This is a genomic window from Mesorhizobium sp. Root695 (assembly GCF_001428185.1).
GTDB lineage: Bacteria > Pseudomonadota > Alphaproteobacteria > Rhizobiales > Rhizobiaceae > Mesorhizobium.
This window is the reverse complement of sequence record NZ_LMHO01000001.1, coordinates 624,849-643,880: the sequence shown is the minus strand read 5'-3', so window position 1 is coordinate 643,880 and position 19,032 is coordinate 624,849. Positions and strand designations below refer to the sequence as shown.

At 64.0% G+C, this 19,032-nt stretch carries 13 protein-coding genes and 1 pseudogene; 7 read left to right on the top strand and 7 right to left on the bottom strand.

Annotated elements, in window-relative coordinates:
- Positions 1-6 precede the first annotated feature (6 nt).
- The gene (locus ASD99_RS03075; protein WP_244497603.1) at positions 7-1,077 is read right to left on the bottom strand and encodes an ISAs1 family transposase; all 1,071 of its coding nucleotides are present in this window, start codon (positions 1,075-1,077) and stop codon (positions 7-9) included.
- Positions 1,078-1,713: 636 nt separating this feature from the next.
- On the opposite strand from ASD99_RS03075, the gene ASD99_RS03070 reads away from it, so the two are divergent.
- Complete coding sequence (locus ASD99_RS03070) at positions 1,714-2,415, top strand: antitoxin Xre/MbcA/ParS toxin-binding domain-containing protein (protein ID WP_057142649.1); 702 nt, start codon at positions 1,714-1,716, stop codon at positions 2,413-2,415.
- Between the two features lie 118 nt (positions 2,416-2,533).
- Here the strand turns inward: ASD99_RS03070 and ASD99_RS03065 are convergent, their stop codons facing one another.
- Entirely contained in the window at positions 2,534-4,813 is a 2,280-nt protein-coding gene (locus ASD99_RS03065) for an NADP-dependent malic enzyme (RefSeq protein WP_057142648.1), read from the bottom strand.
- Between the two features lie 214 nt (positions 4,814-5,027).
- On the opposite strand from ASD99_RS03065, the gene mutS reads away from it, so the two are divergent.
- On the top strand, positions 5,028-7,757 hold the full coding sequence (gene mutS / locus ASD99_RS03060; protein WP_057142647.1) for a DNA mismatch repair protein MutS: 2,730 nt from the start codon (positions 5,028-5,030) through the stop codon (positions 7,755-7,757).
- Here mutS and ASD99_RS03055 read toward each other — a convergent pair whose 3' ends face one another.
- The 3 genes from ASD99_RS03055 to ASD99_RS03045 all read right to left on the bottom strand — a co-directional run bounded on the left by ASD99_RS03055 (position 7,758) and on the right by ASD99_RS03045 (position 11,622).
- A complete protein-coding gene (locus ASD99_RS03055) occupies positions 7,758-8,603 on the bottom strand; it encodes an aldo/keto reductase (protein WP_057142646.1) in 846 nt (281 codons plus the stop codon). It abuts the gene before it with no gap.
- A gap of 86 nt (positions 8,604-8,689) precedes the next feature.
- Positions 8,690-9,082 (bottom strand): DUF305 domain-containing protein, encoded by a 393-nt coding sequence (locus tag ASD99_RS03050; protein WP_056590060.1) that lies wholly within the window; start codon positions 9,080-9,082, stop codon positions 8,690-8,692.
- A gap of 44 nt (positions 9,083-9,126) precedes the next feature.
- Positions 9,127-11,622 (bottom strand): heavy metal translocating P-type ATPase, encoded by a 2,496-nt coding sequence (locus ASD99_RS03045; protein ID WP_057142645.1) that lies wholly within the window; start codon positions 11,620-11,622, stop codon positions 9,127-9,129.
- 150 nt (positions 11,623-11,772) lie between these two features.
- Between ASD99_RS03045 and ASD99_RS34525 the strand changes: the two are divergent.
- The 4 genes and pseudogenes from ASD99_RS34525 to murJ all read left to right on the top strand — a co-directional run bounded on the left by ASD99_RS34525 (position 11,773) and on the right by murJ (position 17,106).
- Positions 11,773-12,144, top strand: a pseudogene (locus tag ASD99_RS34525) (glycosyltransferase family 25 protein).
- Between the two features lie 128 nt (positions 12,145-12,272).
- Positions 12,273-12,623, top strand: coding sequence for a hypothetical protein (locus ASD99_RS34520; RefSeq protein ID WP_244497593.1), 351 nt, complete (start codon positions 12,273-12,275; stop codon positions 12,621-12,623).
- Positions 12,624-12,656: 33 nt separating this feature from the next.
- Positions 12,657-15,461 carry a [protein-PII] uridylyltransferase gene (locus tag ASD99_RS03035; RefSeq protein WP_057142644.1) on the top strand — a complete coding sequence of 935 codons (2,805 nt, stop codon included), beginning with the start codon at positions 12,657-12,659 and terminating at the stop codon, positions 15,459-15,461.
- A 46-nt stretch (positions 15,462-15,507) separates the two neighbouring features.
- Complete coding sequence (murJ, locus tag ASD99_RS03030) at positions 15,508-17,106, top strand: murein biosynthesis integral membrane protein MurJ (RefSeq protein WP_057142643.1); 1,599 nt, start codon at positions 15,508-15,510, stop codon at positions 17,104-17,106.
- On the opposite strand, the gene ASD99_RS03025 is transcribed toward murJ, so the two are convergent.
- Positions 17,081-17,485, bottom strand: coding sequence for a type II toxin-antitoxin system VapC family toxin (locus tag ASD99_RS03025; RefSeq protein WP_056590048.1), 405 nt, complete (start codon positions 17,483-17,485; stop codon positions 17,081-17,083). The genes murJ and ASD99_RS03025 overlap by 26 nt on opposite strands.
- Entirely contained in the window at positions 17,485-17,730 is a 246-nt protein-coding gene (locus ASD99_RS03020; protein WP_027142906.1) for a PSK operon transcription factor, read from the bottom strand. Before ASD99_RS03020 ends, ASD99_RS03025 begins: the two co-directional genes overlap by 1 nt.
- Positions 17,731-17,919: 189 nt before the next feature.
- Between ASD99_RS03020 and trpS the strand changes: the two genes are divergently transcribed.
- Positions 17,920-18,987, top strand: a complete 1,068-nt coding sequence (gene trpS, locus ASD99_RS03015) for a tryptophan--tRNA ligase (protein WP_057142642.1) — start codon at positions 17,920-17,922, stop codon at positions 18,985-18,987.
- Positions 18,988-19,032 lie beyond the last annotated feature (45 nt).

The window sequence follows — 19,032 nt, the reverse complement described above, 5'->3', positions numbered from 1 at the left end:
GCAGGGCTATCGCATATGAGCGATTGCCTGGATGAGATAGTCGTCATTCCAAGCGCATTTCTTGATGCGGTGGCTGATGGGGACTTTGTCGATGTCGGCGGCCTGAAGGATATTTCTGGCGATGCGGTTAATGAGCGCGGTGTTGGCTGGGGCGTTGTCCTTGCGGGCACGGCTGAGGTCTTCATGCAGATGAACGTCGAGCATCCAATGCAGTCCGTTCTCGATCTGCCAATGAGCTCTTGTAAGATCGATCGCCTGCTGTGGCGACAGCAGCGTTGAGGTCATGAACAGGCGCGTCAGCGGCTCGGCTTGATCGCGCCGACTGGTGATGCGGATAAAGGCCTTGTGAGCGGGCATTAGCGGTTCGGCAGCCGCCACAACCTCTGCCTGCCGCCATTCGTTGCGGCCATGGCTGGTCTCGGTCCGCTCAGTGACGGCGGGAATGGTCTGGGCCAGATGTTGTTTGGCCCGAGCCAGCCAATGCCGGCGGTTTCCCTTGAGCGCGAGCAGATAGTCGCCGCCGCGCTGAATGATGGCCTGGGCCATGCGCGTGTGGCAATGGAGCGCATCAGCCGTGACCAATCGGCCAGTAAGATCAATGAGTTCGACGACTTTGAGGGCAGCCTCGACTTCATTGTCTTCATCGCCGGGCGAGACCGCCGCCAAACACAGCCGCGTCTGGCTGGCAAAGGCCGACACCGTCAGGGGTGGGCTGGCCGCAAGGCCTTTCTCATAGGCCCGCCGCAGCGCCTTGCCATCAAGCGAGACCACACCGTGGCGTGCCTGGGCAAAGCCTGCGGCAAAGGCGGCGAACGCACGTCCGAAGGCCWCCGGATCGAGCAGGCGCAACAGCCGCGAGAAGGTGTCGTGACTGGGCGCCTCCTCATAGTCGATCAAGCGCGACAGCGCCTGCTTGCGCTCTTGCGCGAACAACGAGAACTCCGTTGCGCTGGTCGCGCCACATAAGCTCGCAGCGATCATCATCACGATCAGGTCGCCAAGCCGGTGTGTGGCATTGGCCGCGCGCGGATCAGGGACCGCGCCGAAATAGCTCTCAAGGCTGGAAATGGCAGTCACTCCTTCGGTGGACTGCCTTCCCAAAGAATCCGTTCTCAAACCAACTTCAAGCTCAAAATCGCCATATGCGATTCCCCTGCCCTGTGGGGGNGCTGGAAATGGCAGTCACTCCTTCGGTGGACTGCCTTCCCAAAGAATCCGTTCTCAAACCAACTTCAAGCTCAAAATCGCCATATGCGATTCCCCTGCCCTCGTGGGGGAGATGGCCGGCAGCCCAGAGGGGGCGCTGTCCCGCCAGCATCTCCAAGGCTTACACTGCCGCCAGCCCAAAAATAGACTGCATGAATTCCATGCGCGCCGTCGACCGAAGAGCGCGGGCGCAAACATCGCTCCGTAGCGGTCCTTCGCGCCCCCCTCTGCCCTGCCCGGCATCTCCCCCACAAGCGGGGAGATTGGCAGCTTGGCCGTCCGAGCGCTCACCGTCGCGCGGCTGTCACACATCGCACCTACACGCAATCGAGGCTCCCTGCGACTGACATTTCGGGGCGCCGATAGTCAGTTGGGGTGTCAAGAAATGCGAGACAGCAAGCTGTCGGGCCGCTGCATCTGTTGCCGCCGCGATTTCCGCCTTCCGCTCTAGAAATTCAACAACCGGCCGCAGCTGTGGGAGGAGCGCGCGGCCCGGAAGACAGATGCATGAACAGATTTCAGATCCAGGCCCTCAAACAGGACGACTTCGCGGAGATGGTCGCGGAGGAGGTCGAACGCGCGCTTGCCCATCATGATGAGGCCATCAACAGACCCACCATGGTCTCGGTCGGCAAGATCGCCGGCAGCATAGCGTCCGCCGTGACCTTGCTGTCGCCGAAGCACCAGCGCGCCATCGACGCCATCCATGCCGACCTTCCCGGCCTGGCCTCGAAATTCGTGCGCGCACTGGCGGCCGAGGCCGCTCGCCGCGGCGAAGCCGGTATTGCTGGCGCGACAAATCCGCCGACGACCCTGTCGGCCGATGTCGAGCCCCCTTCGCTGCCAAAGTCCGATGACCTCGAAGCGATGCTTATCGAGGACTGGGCGGGCCGGGTCGCCGGCTCGACCTATCTGGAAGAGAATTTGCGTATCGCCCGCTCGACGCTGCATCGCTGGCAGCGGCGGGGCGAGGTCATCGCCTTGCGCAAGGGCGGCCGCAAACATGTCTTCCCGCTGGCGCAGTTCGTCGACGGCAGACCTGTTGCGGGCATTCGCGACGTGTTGTCGCTGATCAGCAATCCCAGACTGGCGTGGCTGTGGCTGACGCGCCCCTCAGCGCAGCTCGACGGCCGCGTCCCGATCGACCTGCTCCGGCAGGACGAGGTCGTCGAGGTCGTCGAGGCGGCGCGTGCGTTCGCGCCGGGCTGAGCACTTCGCGAACTCTTCATATCCTGCTACTGCCAGTCGCTCCCCGCGCTGCCTCGGACCTCGCTTCACTCGAAAGGCCAAATCGTTGGCTCTTTCGTCCCGCTTCGTGCAGCGTCCCTCAAGTCCCCGCCGTGTACGCCGCGATCGCCGCCATGTTGACGATGTCCGAGTCCTTGGCATTCAGCGACACGATCTGAACCGGCTTGTTCAGCCCGACCAGCAGCGGGCCGATCACCGTCGAGCCGCCGAGTTCCTGCAACATCTTGGTTGAGATCGAGGCTGAGTGGAACGCCGGCATGATCAGCACGTTGGCCGGGCCGGTGAGGCGTATGAAGGGGTATTGCGCCATGGCGCGGGCGTTGAGGGCGACGTCGGCGGCCATCTCGCCGTCATACTCGAAATCGACTCGGCGCTTGTCGAGGATGCGCACTGCTTCCTGGACGCGTTCGGAGCGCTCGCCCTGCGGATGGCCGAAGGTCGAATAGGCGAGCATGGCAAGTCGTGGCTCGTAGCCCATGCGGCGGGCAAAGCCTGCCGCCTCCTCGGCGATGTCGGCGATCTGCTCGGCATTGGGCATATCGTGCACGGCGGTGTCGGCGACCAGTACGGTCTTGCCCCGCGCCAGCACGATCGAGACGCCGATGACGCGGTGGCCGGGCTTGGCGTCGATGACGCGGCGGATGTCGTCGAGTGCTGTCGAATAGTTGCGGGTCACACCGGTGACGATGCCGTCGGCGTCACCCAGCGCCACCATGCAGGCGGCGAAGTGGTTGCGGTCGTTGTTGATCAGCCGCTGGCAGTCGCGAAACAGGAAGCCTTTGCGTTGCATGCGCTCGTAGAGATAGTCGGTGTAGATGCCGTTGCGGCGCGACAGCCTTGCATTGATAATCTCGATGCCTTGCTTGTTGAGGTCGATGCCGGCGAGCTTGGCGTTTTCCTTGATGACATCGTCGCGGCCAAGCAGGATGGCGGTGCCGAGCCGCTGGTTCACATAGGAAACGGCGGCGCGCATCACCTGTTCCTCCTCGCCCTCGGCGAAGACGATGCGCTTGGGCTGGCGGCGCACGCGGTCGTAGATGCGCTGCAGGGTCGAGGCGATCGGGTCACGGCGGGCCGACAGTTCCTGCGCGTAACGGTCGAGGTCGAGGATCGGCTTGCGGGCGACGCCTGAGTCCATCGCCGCCTTGGCCACCGCGATCGGGATGGCCGAGATCAGGCGCGGGTCGAACGGCACCGGGATGATGTAGTTGGGGCCGAATTTCGGCCGGTTGCCCTGATAGGCGGCGGCGACGTCGTCGGGCACGTCCTGGCGGGCAAGTGCTGCCAGCGCGCGGGCGGCGGCGATCTTCATGTCGTCATTGATGGTGGTGGCCCGCACATCCAGCGCGCCGCGGAAGATGTAGGGGAAGCCTAGCACGTTGTTGACCTGGTTCGGATAATCCGAGCGCCCCGTGGCCATGATGGCGTCAGTGCGGATCTCGGCCACTTCCTCCGGCGTGATCTCCGGGTCGGGATTGGCCATGGCGAAGATGATCGGATTCTTGGCCATCGACTGCACCATGGCGGTGGTCAGCGCGCCCTTGGCGGAGAGGCCGAGAAAGACATCGGCGCCATCGAGCGCCTCGGCGAGGCTGCGCGCCTCGGTCTTCACCGCATGCGCCGACTTCCACTGGTTCATGCCTTCGGTGCGGCCCTGGAAGACGACGCCCTTGGTGTCGCACAAAGTGATGTTTTCGGGCGCAAAACCCATCGCCTTCATCAGCTCGATGCAAGCGATGCCGGCGGCACCGGCGCCGTTGCAGACCATTTTCGTGGTCTTCATGTCCCGGCCGGTGATCTCCAGCGCGTTGATCAGGCCGGCGGCCGAGATGATGGCGGTGCCGTGCTGGTCGTCATGGAAGACCGGAATGTCCATCAATTCGCGCAGCCGCTGCTCGATGATGAAGCACTCCGGCGCCTTGATGTCTTCCAGGTTGATGCCGCCGAAGGACGGGCCGAGGAAGCGTACGCAGTTGATGAACTCGTCGGCGTCCTCGGTGTCGACTTCCAGATCGATGGAATCGACATCGGCGAAGCGCTTGAACAGCACCGCCTTGCCTTCCATCACTGGTTTCGAAGCCAGCGCGCCGAGATTGCCGAGACCCAAGATGGCGGTGCCGTTGGAGATGACGGCGACCATGTTGCCGCGCGTCGTGTAGTCGAAGGCGCGAGAGGGGTCTTCGGCGATGGCCAGAACAGGGACCGCGACGCCCGGCGAATAAGCGAGGCTCAGGTCGCGCTGAGTCGCCATCGGCTTGGTGGCGACGACCTCCAGCTTGCCGGGGCGCCCCATGGCGTGGAATTCGAGCGCTTCCTGCGCGCTGACGGACGGACCGGTGTTCTCGAGTTTCCTGGCCATGATGTTCTTGATTTCCTCGCCTATGCAGCACCTCGTTGAAGCGGGTGCTTTGGTTCGGTCCGAATTAAGACCACGCGCCGCCGCGTGTAAACCGCCAGCGCTCGGGAATCGCGGATCGGATCGGTAATTGCGGCCAATCGGCCGTGTCGGTCGTCCCCTGTTTTTCGAAGCTTCGGCATTAAACCGCGCGATCACATCTGCTAGCGTGTCGCGCATGAACATGCATAGCCCGAACGAGCCGGACGCCCCCGAGGCCATGACGCCGTTGCCCGCCGCCGCCGCTGGCGCCACGCCGATGATAGAGCAGTTCATCGAGATCAAGGCGGCGAACCCGGATTCGCTGCTGTTCTATCGCATGGGCGATTTCTACGAGCTGTTCTTCGACGACGCCGAGAAGGCGAGCCGGGCGCTCGGCATCGTGCTGACCAAGCGCGGCAAGTATCAAGGGCTCGACATCCCGATGTGCGGCGTGCCGGTGCATGCGGCCGACGATTATCTGCAGAAGCTGATCGGGCAGGGGTTCCGCGTTGCCGTCTGCGAGCAGATCGAGGATCCGGCCGAAGCGAAGAAGCGCGGCGGCAAATCGGTGGTGCGCCGCGACGTGGTGCGGCTGGTGACGCCGGGCACCATCACCGAGGACAAATTGCTGGCGCCCTCGGAATCCAGCTTCCTGATGGCGCTGGGGCGGGTGAAAGGCGGAGCCGATCACAGCTTCGCGCTGGCCTGGATCGACATCTCGACCGGCGCCTTTCGTGTCACGGACACCACCGCCGACCGGCTGCTGGCCGACATCTTCCGCGTCGATCCGCGTGAGATGATCGTCGCTGAGCCGGTGTTCCATGATCCGGAGCTGAAGCCCGTGTTCGACGTGCTCGGCCGCGTCGCCAGCCCGCAGCCGCCGAGCCTGTTCGATTCGGCCTCGGCCACCGGACGCATCGCCCGTTTCTTCGATGTGGCGACGCCGGACTCGTTTGGCGCGTTTTCGCGTGCCGAACTGTCGGCGATCTCGGGCGCCATCGCCTATGTCGAGAAGACGCAGAAGGCTGAGCGTCCGCCGCTGTCGCGGCCCGAGCGCGAGGAGCAGGGATCGACCCTGTTCATCGACCCGGCGACGCGCGGCAATCTCGAACTGCTGCGCACGCTGTCGGGCAGCCGCGAAGGCTCGCTGTTCAAGGCGATCGACCGCACGGTCACCGGCGGCGGCGCAAGGCTGCTCGCCGACCGGCTGATGGCGCCGCTGACCGACCCGGCGGCGATCGGCGCCAGGCTGGATTCGGTGTCGTTCTTCCGTTCCGAAACGAGGCTCTGCCTGGCGGTGCGGTCGAGCCTGAAGAGCGTCGCCGACATGCCGCGCGCGCTGTCGAGGCTGGCGCTCAACCGTGGCGGTCCGCGCGATCTCGGCGCGCTGCGCGCCGGTTTCGAGGCGGCAGGCGCGATCGCCGAGATCTTTGCCGCGACCACCCTGCCCCAGGAATTGACCGCCGCACTCGCCGCCATCCATGCCCTGCCCCAGGCGCTGGCCCAGCATCTGACGCAGGCGCTTGGCGACGAACTGCCGCTGCTCAAGCGTGACGGCGGCTTCGTTCGCGGCGGCTACCATGCCGATCTCGACGAGATGCGGGCGCTGCGTGATGAGTCGCGAAAAGTGATCGCGGGGCTGGAGCGCTCGCTGATCGACGAGACCGGCATCCGTTCGCTGAAGATCCGGCACAACAATGTGCTCGGTTATTACATCGAGGTCACAGCCAACCATCATGCGGTGATGACCGGCAGCGATGGCGCCAAGGCGCGCTTCATCCACCGCCAGACCATGGCCAACGCCATGCGCTTCACCACGACCGAGCTTGCCGAACTCGAGACCAAGATCGCCAATGCCGCCGACCGGGCGCTCAGCATCGAACTTGCCGCCTTCGACGCGCTGACGGCGGAAGCGGTCGGCGAAGCGGAGAAGATCCGCGCTGGGGCCGATGCGATGGCCGCTCTCGACGTGTCGGCGGCACTCGCGCTTTTATCGGAAAGCGAAGCATGGTGCCGGCCGGTGGTGGATTCGAGCCTTGCCTTCGACATTTCGGGCGGGCGGCATCCGGTGGTCGAGCAGGCGCTGCGCCGCTCGGGCGAAGGCCCGTTCGTCGCCAATGATTGCGATTTGTCGCCGGAGGGCAGCGCCAAGAACGGTGCCATCTGGCTTTTGACCGGCCCCAACATGGGCGGCAAGTCGACGTTTCTGCGGCAGAACGCGCTGATCGCCATCCTGGCCCAGACCGGCTCGTTCGTGCCGGCGACATCAGCCCATATCGGCGTCGTCGACCGGCTGTTCTCGCGTGTCGGCGCCTCGGACGATCTGGCGCGCGGCCGCTCGACCTTCATGGTCGAAATGGTCGAGACGGCGGCGATCCTCAACCAGGCCGGCGAGCGCGCACTGGTGATCCTCGATGAGATCGGTCGCGGTACAGCCACTTTCGACGGTCTGTCGATCGCCTGGGCGGCCGTCGAATATCTGCATGAGAAGAACCGCTGCCGGGCGATCTTCGCCACCCATTTCCACGAAATGACCTCGCTGGCCGGCAAGCTCGCGCGGCTGCACAATGTCACCATGCGGGTCAAGGAATGGGAAAACGACGTCGTCTTCCTGCACGAGGTCGGCAAGGGTGCCGCCGACCGCTCCTATGGCGTGCAGGTGGCGCGGCTGGCCGGCCTGCCGGAAGCGGTGGTCGACCGGGCCAAGGAAGTGCTGCACCAGTTGGAAGAGGGCGAGGTTTCCGGCAAGACCAACCGGCTGGTGGACGACCTGCCGCTGTTTTCAGTGGCGGTGAAGCGTGAGGCGCCGAGACCGGTCAAGAGCGATGCGCTGGGTGTGGCGCTGGGCGAGATCAATCCCGACGAGATGACGCCGAGGGAGGCGCTGGAAGCGCTTTACCGGTTGAAGGGCCTGGCGGGGAAGTAGTCAGATCATCTCCAACCCGCGCTTGCGCGCCGGCGGCGGGAAGGCGCGGTCGAGATCGGCGATGTCCTGCGGCGTCAGCTTGATGTCGAGCGCGGCGACATTCTGGCGGACGTGCTCCTGGCTGCTGGCCTTCGGGATGGCGATGACGCCCTCCTGATGCATCACCCAGGCCAGGGCGATCTGTGCCGGGGTCGCATTGTGGCGGGCGGCGACGGCGTCGAGCCTGGCATTGCGCGCCAGCGCGCCCTGCTCGACCGGCGAATACGCCATTAGCGGAATGCCGCGCTGCCGGCTCCAGGGCGCCAGGTCGAATTCGAGGCCACGCCGGACCAGATTGTAGAGCACCTGGTTGGTCTGGACATTGCCGCCATCGGGCAGGCCGACCAGTTCTTCCATCTCGTCGGTGTCGAAATTGCTGACGCCCCAGTGGCGGATCTTGCCGGCTTTTTTCAGGGACTCGAAGGCGGCGACCGTTTCCGTCAATGGCACGCTGCCGGGCCAATGCAGCAGATAGAGATCGATGCGGTCGGTACGCAGGCGCTTCAGGCTGTTTTCGCAGGCGCGCCGCACGCCCGCGCGCGAAGCGTTTGATGGCAGAACTTTCGAAACCAGGAAGGTCTCGTCGCGGCGCCCGCAAATGGCCTCGGCGACCACCTCCTCGGCGCCGCCGCTGGCATACATTTCGGCGGTGTCGATCAGCGTGATGCCAAGGTCGAGGCCGAGCTTGAGCGCATTCACCTCATCGGTACGGCGGCTGATATCCTCGCCCATCTTCCATGTCCCCTGACCAAGCACCTGAACGGCTTCGCCTGAGGGCAGTTTGGTGGTTCTGATGGTCGATGGCATGGCGGGCTCCAGTTGAGGCCGGATCGCATCACAGGCCGGGCGAGAAATTCAGAGGCGTTCTCGCCGCCTTGGCGATTGCCGAAAGCCTACTTCACCGGATGGGCAGCGAGCCAGGCCTGCATCTGCTTGATCTCGGCTTCCTGCGCGGCGATGACGCCTTCGGCGAGCTTGCGGATTTCCGGGTCCTTGCCGTTGGCAAGCTCTACCTTGGCCATGTCGATGGCACCCTGGTGGTGCGGGATCATGCCCTTGACGAAATCGACGTCGGCATTGCCGGTGTATTCAGATGCCATCATGTCGGCATGCATCTTGTCCATCGCCGCCTTGTAGCCTTCGGTCGAAGGACTGGGGGCGTCCGTCGACATGCCGGCCATGTCGTGTTTCATTTCCTCGCTCTGTGCCGGGACGCTTTCGAGGAAGACGGCAACCAGCATTCCGGCCGCCATCAGCAGCAGCACGAGTTTTTTGGCCAAGGTCATTCATGGTCTCCTGTAGAGTGGGTTTCGTATTTTGGGGGCTTGGGTCAGAGTTTCAATGTTCTCAGCCGCAATGCGTTTGATATCACCGACACCGAGGACAGGCTCATCGCCGCCGCCGCCAGCATCGGCGACAACAGCGTACCGGTGAGCGGATAGAGCACACCGGCGGCGACCGGCACGCCAAGCACGTTGTAGAGGAAGGCAAAGAACAGGTTCTGGCGGATGTTGCGGATCGTCGCCTGAGCCAGCGTGCGTGCGCGCACGATGCCGTTGAGGTCGCCCTTGACCAAAGTGATGCCGGCGCTTTCGACGGCGACATCGGCACCGGTGCCCATGGCGATACCGACATCGGCGGCGGCAAGGGCGGGTGCATCGTTGACGCCGTCGCCGGCCATGGCGACGCCCTTGCCCCCGGCGCGCAGCTCACCGACGAGGGCTGCCTTCTGCTCCGGCAACAGGCCGGCGCGAACCTCGTCGATGCCGAGGCTTCTGGCGATCGCGTTGGCCGTGCGTTCATTGTCGCCGGTCGCCATGATGATCCTCAAGCCGCTGTCATGCAGCGCCCTGATCGCCTCGGCTGTGGTCGACTTGACCGGGTCGGCGACGGCGACTAGGCCGGCCAGTTTCTTGTCCACGACGACGAACATCGCCGTCTTGCCTTCGAGTTGCAGCGCCTCGGCCTTGGCTGAGATGGATGCGATGTCGACGCCAAGATCCGCCATCATGGCGGCGTTGCCGAGCGCGACCTTCTTTCCCGAGACCGTGCCTGAAACGCCCTTGCCGGTCACCGCCTCGAAGCCGCTGGCCTCGGCAACGGTCACACCGCGCGTGGCGGCGCCGTCGACGATGGCCTCGGCCAGCGGATGCTCCGACCCCTTCTCCAGGCCCGCCGCGAGCGCCAGCAATTCGTCCTCGGGAAAACCGTTTGCCGCAGCGACATCGGTCAGTTTCGGCCGGCCTTCGGTCAACGTTCCCGTCTTGTCGACGATCAGCGTGTCGACGGAGGCGAAGCGTTCGAGCGCGGCGGCTTCCTTGATCAGCACGCCGGCGTGCGCCCCGCGCCCGGTGGCGGTCATGATCGACATCGGCGTGGCGAGGCCGAGCGCACAGGGGCAAGCGATGATCAGCACCGACACCGCCGAGACGATGGCGAAGATCAGGCTGGGCTCTGGTCCAAACACGGCCCAGGCGATGAAAGCTGCAATCGCGACAAGGACGACGGCCGGGACAAAGTAGAAAGAGACGCGATCGGCCAACCCTTGAATCGGGGCGCGCGAGCGCTGCGCCTTGGCGACGAGCTCGACAATGCGCGCCAGCGTCGTCTCGGCGCCGATCCGCTCGGCGCGCATGATCAGTGAACCGTTCTTGTTGAGCGTGCCGCCGGTCAGCGCATCGCCCTCGGTCTTCTCGACTGGCAACGGCTCGCCCGTGATCATCGATTCGTCGATCGACGAACGACCTTCCAGCACCGTGCCGTCGACAGGCACGGAGTCACCGGGGCGTATGCGCAGGCGGTCACCGGCCTTGACCGCGTCGAGCGGTACATCGCTTTCGGAACCGTCGGCGGCGATCAGCCGCGCGGTCTTCGGCGCGAGATCAAGCAAGGCGCGGATTGCCGAGCCGGTCCTTTCACGGGCGCGCAGCTCCAGCACCTGGCCAAGGAAGACCAGCGCGACGATGACGGCGGCAGCTTCGAAATAAACCGGCACCGCACCGCCATGGCCGCGGAACTGATGCGGAAAAATGTCCGGAAACAGCGTGGCGACGACGCTGTAGAGATAGGCAGCGCCAACGCCGAGCGAGATCAGCGTCCACATGTTGGGGCTGCGGTTGATGAGCGACTCCCAGCCGCGATGGAAGAAAGGCAGCGCCGCCCACAGCACGACGGGACTGGCCAGCGCCAGCTCCAACCAGACCATGGTCGGCTCATCGACAAAAGCCTGGAACGTCAGGCCGAGCATCGGCGCCATGGCGGCGATCAGCAACGGCACAGACAGTACGGCACTAACCCAGAACCGCCTGGTGAAATCGACCAGCTCCGGATTGGGACCTTCGTCGCCAGTGGGCACCCCCATCGGCTCCAGCGCCATGCCGCATTTCGGGCAGGATCCCGGCTTGTCGCGGATGATTTCGGGATGCATCGGGCAGGTGTATTGCGTGCCCCTGGGCATTGGCTTTGGTGCCGGCCTGTCGCCGAGATATTTTTGCGGCTCCGCCTCGAATTTCGCCTGGCAAGCGGCGGAGCAGAAATAGAAGCCCTGACCTTCGTGGCGGGCAAAGTGCCTGGCTGTCGCGCGATCGACGCTCATGCCGCAGACCGGATCGGTGGCCGTCAGGAATTTTTCCGGCTCGGCGACGAATTTCGTGCGGCAGCCCTGGCTGCAGAAATGATAGAAATGGCCGTCATGCTCGGCCGCAGGCTTGCCGGCGGCCGGGTCGACGGTCATTCCGCAAACCGGGTCGCGAACAACGGTAGGCGGGGCGCCTTTTGCCGAGCAACAGCTGCCATGCGCGTGATGATCGTGATTGGAATGCGTCATTCAAAGATGCCTCGATGGATCGGTGTGTGACGCGGAGATAGGGCTTCCAGTAACTGGAAGGTCAAGGGATAAAATTTTCTCATTTCACGGCGTAGCGCGTGCTAATAAGCCGCCGCTTCTTATAACCCCAAACACATCGATCCTGTTCGAATGAGATGCTTGGTCATCAACCTGGATCGGTCTCCGGACCGACTCGCCCATATGACTGCGGAGTTCGCCCGTATCGGCATTGCGTTCGAACGCGTTGCGGCAATTGACGCTCTGGACCGGCCGAACCTCGCCGATATGCCGCAGCGTACCGCGTAAACACATCGGTTGCAGCTGAGCGGCGGCGAGATCGCCTGCCTGTTCAGCCACAGGGCCTGCTGGTCGATGATCGCCGAGAACAACTATCCCTACGGCGCCATTTTCGAGGACGATATCCTTTTTTCCGCGAAAGCCGGCACCTTGATTGTAGATGACGGCTGGATTCCGGCTGACGCGGATATCGTCAAGCTGGAGACCACCTTGATGAAACCATGATCGGGCCTGGACGCGCTGTCGCTGGGCGAAGCTTTTCGCTGTCCAGACTCCACAGAGCTCATCCCGGCAGCGCCGGCTACATTGTCTCGACACAGGCCGCGCGCGATCTCATCCGTGAAACCGCGGGGATGAGTGCTGCCATCGATGACCTTGTCTTCAACCCGGCCTTCAGGATTGCGTCCGGCAAGACGATCTACCAGCTTGATCCGGCACTTTGCGCGCAAGACCATATCCTGGGCGACAGGTCCGTCGGATTGCCAAGCACGCTTGAGCGGGACCGCGCTACTCAGTTGATGCCACCGGGCAAAGATCCGAAAGGCAAGAAGCGGACCGGCGAAAGGCTGGGGGCCGAATTCAGACGCCTGGGCAGGCAGATCAAGGATATCTATTTGAGAAAGAAGAAAAAAATCATCCCATTCGACCACTGCGGAGAGCTCGTCCTCCCGCCCCATACCCAGCGTCGCGAAAACGCGCTATAGACGCCGCCGAAAAGGCAAGGCCGACTTGGACATATGGCAAGAATCTCCCTGAAGCTCGACGAACTGATCGACGGCGAAGCCTTGCGCAGCGAGATGACCGCGCTGACCGCGGCCACGGCAGGTGACGGTTCCGGACAGGCGGCGCGCAGCGGTGTGCTCCAGCTGCTCAAGGGGCGGCTGGCAGAGGGACGCACCATTGCCGAGCGGATGCTGCGGGACGATGGCGGCGGCAGCGCCTGCGCGGCACGGCTGTCGCATCTCATGGACGAGATCATCCGCGCGCTCTATGATTTCGCCGTCACCCATGTCTACCGGGTCAAGAACCCATCTTCGGCGGAGCGCATGGCCGTCGTCGCTGTCGGCGGCTACGGCCGCGGAACGCTGGCGCCCGGGTCCGACATCGACCTGTTGTTCCTGTTGCCCTACAAGCAGACGCCGTGGGGCGAACAGACCGTCGAATACATGCTCTACATGCTGTGGGATCTGGGGCTGAAGGTTGGCCACGCCACCCGCAACATCGACGAATGCCTGCGCCTGTCGCGCACCGATGTCACCATCCGCACCTCGATCCTCGAAGCGCGTTTTCTGTGGGGCGACGAAAAACTCTATGACGAACTGATGCTGCGCTTCGACCATGAGGTGGTGCGCACGACCGGCCCCGAATATGTCCAGGCCAAGCTTGCCGAGCGCGACGACCGCCATGCCAAGGCCGGTGAAAGCCGCTATCTCGTCGAGCCCAACGTCAAGGACGGCAAGGGCGGCCTGCGCGATCTTCAGACGCTGTTCTGGATCGGCAAATATTTCTACCGGGTGCGCACCGGCGAGGAACTGGTCGACAAAGGCGTCTTCACCGAGGGCGAATACCGGGAGTTCCAGAAGGCCGAGGATTTCCTGTGGGCGGTACGCTGCCACATGCATTTCCTCACCGGCAAGGCCGAGGAACGGCTGCATTTCGACATCCAGCGCGAGATCGCCGAGCGGCTAGGCTACACCACGCACCCCGGCCTGTCGGCGGTCGAGCGCTTCATGAAGCACTACTTCCTCGTCGCCAAGGATGTCGGCGACCTGACCCGCATCTTCTGTGCAGCGCTCGAGGAAGAGCAGGCAAAGCACGTGCCGGGCTTCAACCGTATCTTCCTGACTTTCTCCAGGCGCAAGCGCAAGCTTGCCGGCACGTCGGACTTCATTGTCGACAACCACCGCATCAACATCGCCGACGACCAGGTGTTCGAGCGCGATCCGGTCAATCTTTTGAGATTGTTCTGGTTCGCCGACAAGCACGGCCTGGAATTCCATCCCGACGCGCTGAAGCTGCTGACCCGCTCGCTCGGCCTGGTCAACAAGTCGCTGCGGCGCGACCAGGAGGCCAACCGGCTGTTCCTCGACATCCTGACGTCGGACCGCAATGCCGAACTCAATCTGCGGCGCATGAACGAGGCCGGGCTGCTCGGCAGGCTGATCCCCGATTTCGGCAAGATCGTCGCCATGATGCAGTTCTCGATGTACCACCACTACACGGTGGACGAGCACCTGATCCGCTGCATCGGCGTACTGGCCGAGATCGAGCGCGGCGACGGCGAAAAGGTCCATCCCCTCTCGCACACGCTGATGCCGGGGCTGAAAAAGAGCCGCGAGGCGCTTTACGTCGCAGTGCTTCTGCACGACATCGCCAAGGGCAGGCCGGAGGATCATTCCGAGGCCGGCGCAAGGATCGCGCGTCGCATCTGCCCGCATATGGGGCTGTCGCCAACCGACACCGAAACCGTTGCCTGGCTGGTCGAGCATCATCTCGTGATGTCGATGACGGCGCAGACCCGCGACCTCAACGACCGCAAGACCATCGAGGATTTCGCCGCGATCGTGCAGTCGGTCGAGCGGCTGAAGCTGCTTTTGATCCTCACCGTCTGCGACATCAGGGGCGTCGGACCCGGTGTCTGGAACGGCTGGAAGGGCCAGTTGCTGCGCACGCTCTATTACGAGACCGAACTGCTTTTGACCGGCGGGTTTTCGGAAGTGTCGCGCGCCCAGCGCACGACGGCGGCGCGCGAGCGTCTGGCCGAGGCGCTTGCCGACTGGCCGGACAAGGCCCGCAAGCGCTACGTCGGCCAGCACTACGAGAATTACCTTTTGACCGTCGATCTCGCCGACCAGCTGCGCCATGCCGAGTTCATTCGCGAGGCCGATGTGGCGGGCAACAAGCTCGCTACCATGGTCAAGACCCACCAGTTCGAGGCGGTGACCGAAATCACCGTACTGGCGCAAGACCATCCCCGCCTGCTGTCGGTCATCGCCGGGGCTTGCGCCGGAGCCGGCGGCAACATCGTCGACGCGCAGATCTTCACAACGTCGGACGGCCGCGCACTCGACACCATCCTGATCTCGCGGGAATTCGACCGCGACGAGGACGAGCGCCGGCGCGCCGAACGTGTCGGACGGCTGATCGAGGACGTGCTGTCGGGCAAGAGCTGGCTGCCGGAGATGATCGAGAAACGCACCAAGCCGCGGCGCGGCGCCAAAGTGTTCAAAATTCCGCCACGCGCCGAAATCCGCAACACGCTGTCCAACCGTTTTTCGGTCATCGAGGTCGAAGGCCTGGACCGGCCGGGGCTGCTGTCGGAGATCACCGGAACGCTTTCCGACCTGTCGCTCGACATCGCATCGGCCCACATCACCACCTTCGGCGAAAAGGTCATCGACACTTTCTATGTCACCGATCTCACCGGCCAGAAGATCGACAGTCCGGCCCGCATCGCCACCATTCGCAACCGGCTGATGGCAACGCTCGAAGGCATCGTGCCGGAGCGCGGCGGCAAAGCCAGGGCGGCGGCCGCCGAGTGACCGCCACCATCACTTTGTCCTTATCCTGTAGGCAGTCTCCAAACGCATGAGCCTCGTCAAGAAATTCGCAACGGTTGCCTCCGGCACGCTGATGAGCCGCGCGCTTGGTTTCGGCCGCGAGATGCTGATGGCGGCCGCACTCGGCACCGGACCGGTCGCCGACGCCTTCAACGCCGCCTTCCAGTTTCCCAACACCTTTCGCCGGCTGTTCGCCGAGGGCGCCTTCAACGCCGCCTTCGTGCCGCTGTTCGCCAAGGAGATCGAGACCCACGGTACCGACGGTGCCAAGCGCTTCTCCGAGGAAGTGTTCGGCGTGCTGTTCACGGCGCTGCTGGCGCTGACCATCGTCATGGAACTGGCGATGCCGCTGATCGTGCGCTACCTGGTGGCGCCGGGTTTTGCCGGCACGCCGGGGAAATTCGACACCACGGTGACGCTGGCGACGATCATGTTCCCCTATCTGATCTGCATGTCGCTGGGCGCCATGATGGCGGGCATGCTGAATTCGCTGCGCCGCTATTTCGCCGCCGCCGTGGCGCCGGTGTTCCTCAACGTCATCCTGATCGGCGTGCTCGCCTATGCCTGGTACAAGGGCTCGGACGCACTCACAGTCGGCTACGGCCTGTCCTGGGGCGTGCTTGCCGCCGGACTGGTGCAGCTGGCGATCGTCTGGGTGGCGGTGCGCCATGCCGGCATCTCGATCGGCTTCCGCCGTCCAAAAATGACGCCCGCGGTCAAGCGGCTGCTGGTCCTGGCGCTGCCGGCGGCGATCACCGGCGGCATCACCCAGATCAACCAGTTGATCGGCACGGCGATCGCCTCGGCGCAGAACAGTGCGGTGTCCTCGCTCGCCTATGCCGACCGCATCTACCAGCTGCCCCTCGGCGTGGTCGGCGTCGCGGTCGCAATCGTGCTGTTGCCCGAACTGTCGCGGGCACTGAAGTCGGGCAATCTGATCGAAGCGGCCAATCTGCAGAACCGCTCGGTCGAATTCACGCTGTTCCTGACGCTGCCGGCGGCAGCCGCACTCTGGGTGATGTCGGAGCCTATCGTGCGGCTGGTCTATGAGCGCGGCGCGTTTGCCGCCAACGGTTCGACACCGACAGTTGCGGCGATCCTGGCGATCTTCGGCCTCGGCCTGCCGGCCTTCGTGCTGATCAAGGCGTTCACGCCGGGTTACTTCGCCCGCGAGGACACGCGCACGCCGATGATCTTTGCCGCCATCTCGGTGGCGGTAAACGTCACCACGGCGCTGACGCTGTTTCCACGGATGGGCGCGCCCGGCATTGCGGTGGCCTCGGCAGTGGCCGGCTGGGTCAACGCGCTGATGCTGCTCGGCGTCTTGATTCGGCGCGGCCATTGGGGCCGCGACGTGCCGCTGATGAAACGCATTCCACGTCTGGTGCTGTCGGCGGTGGTGATGGGAACGGCCCTCTATTTCGCCGAACACTGGTTCGCCGTCAGGCTCGGCCCGGGCTCGCCGCTGCTCGTCAAAGCGACGGCGCTGCTGTCGCTGGTTGCCGGCGGAGCGCTGCTCTACTTCATCACCGCGTTTGCCACTGGCGGCGCCGACTTCGGCATGATCCGGCGCAATATCGGGCGAAAGGGCACGCCGCCTATCAAGGAACAGTCTCCAGATCCGTAAGCCGAAATTCGTCCGCCGTCGAAAGCATCGGAACGCCATAGTAGCGCGCGCAAGCGTAGTGAAAACAGTCGGCCAAGTTCAGGCGGATAGCGTTGTTGCGAAACCGCGACGCGGCCTCGGCGGACAGAGATGTTGCATCGGAGGCTGGCGGAAGCTCCCGCAACGCAATTGCCCGCTCTTCGAGAAAACGACTGACTATCTTCAGGCTTACGTCGACCGGTATGGCCAGCTTTTCCGATCGCGAAAGCGCCATTGCTGCTTCCCAAACGGCGATCGCCGACGTGAAGGGAGCCGACGCTTCCATGACCGCCTGCGCGCAGCGCTGGGCTTCGGCCTCGTGGCTCAGCATCGCGACGATAGCGGCTGCGTCTACAAACATCAGTCTTCGCCGGACAGTTCGTCGTAGACCGAGCGCGGCAACGGATTGCGCGCCTGCTCGCTTAGCTCAATCCCAAACTCGGCCCGTAACCGAGCCGCCGTCTCCAGCGGCGTCTCGCGGTTGCGCCGGCGCTCAAGTGCCTCACGCATGGCGATCACGATCGCCTCGGTGATGCCTACCCCCTCGACCTTGGCGAAGGCGCGCGTCAGGCTGTCCGCCTCCTTGTTGTTGATGTTGATCGTCATCTCACGGCCCTGTCTCACCAGAAATGTAGCAGATAACATGTAGCAAGCTACACAACGATGTCAACATCCCATAGACCCTTTTGACGTTCCGGGAGTCTCTTGATCCTCTCCACGCCTTCGTCCATAAGCGCGCCGTCGTAAGACTTTCGCCGCGCGCGAAACGGCCCTCCACAAGCCATGAGGAAACCCATGACCGCCTTCAAGCCACTCGTCTTTTCCGGCGTCCAGCCGACCGGCAATCTGCATCTCGGCAATTATCTCGGCGCCATCAAGAAATTCGTCGCCCTGCAGGACACGTCCGATTGCATCTATTGCGTCGTCGACCTGCATTCGCTGACAGCCCAACTCGTTTATGAAGACCTCGCCGACCAGACGCGGTCGATCACCGCGGCGTTCCTGGCCTCGGGCATCGACCCGAAGAAGCACATCGTCTTCAACCAGTCGCGGGTCATGCAGCATGCGGAGCTCGCCTGGATTTTCAATTGCGTGGCGCGCATCGGCTGGATGAACCGCATGACGCAGTTCAAGGACAAGGCCGGCAAGGACCGCGAGAACGCGTCGCTCGGCCTACTAGCCTATCCCTCCCTGATGGCTGCCGACATTCTGCTCTACCGTGCCACCCACGTCCCGGTGGGTGAGGACCAGAAGCAGCATCTGGAGCTGACCCGCGACATCGCGCAGAAGTTCAACAACGACTTCTCCGACCGCATCGCCGCCCTTGGCGTCGGTGTCGAGATGCAGGTCGGCGAAGAGACCGTGAACGGCTATTTCCCGCTGACCGAACCGGTCATCGGCGGACCGGCGGCGCGCATCATGTCGTTGCGCGACGGTTCCAAGAAGATGTCGAAGTCGGACCCGTCGGATCTGTCGCGCATCAACCTGACCGACGATGCCGATGCCATCTCGAAGAAGATCCGCAAGGCCAAGACCGACCCGGAAGCGCTGCCGAGCGAGATGGACGGCCTGGCCAACCGGCCCGAGGCGGAAAACCTGGTCGGTATCTATGCGGGTCTCGCCGAGATGTCGAAGGCGGATGTGCTGAAGGCGTTCGCCGGCCAGCAGTTCTCGGTGTTCAAGCCGGCGCTGGCCGACCTTGCCGTGGAAAAGCTGGCGCCGATCGCCAGCGAGATGCGCCGCATCCAAGGCGATCGCGCCTATGTCGACGCCGTGCTCAAGGACGGTGGCGAACGTGCCGGCGTGCTGGCCGAAGCGACAATGAAGACGGTGCGCGACATCATCGGGCTGCTGCAGGGCTGATCCCCAACGTCGGGTGCACTGCACCAACACTGGCACAAGGCCGGG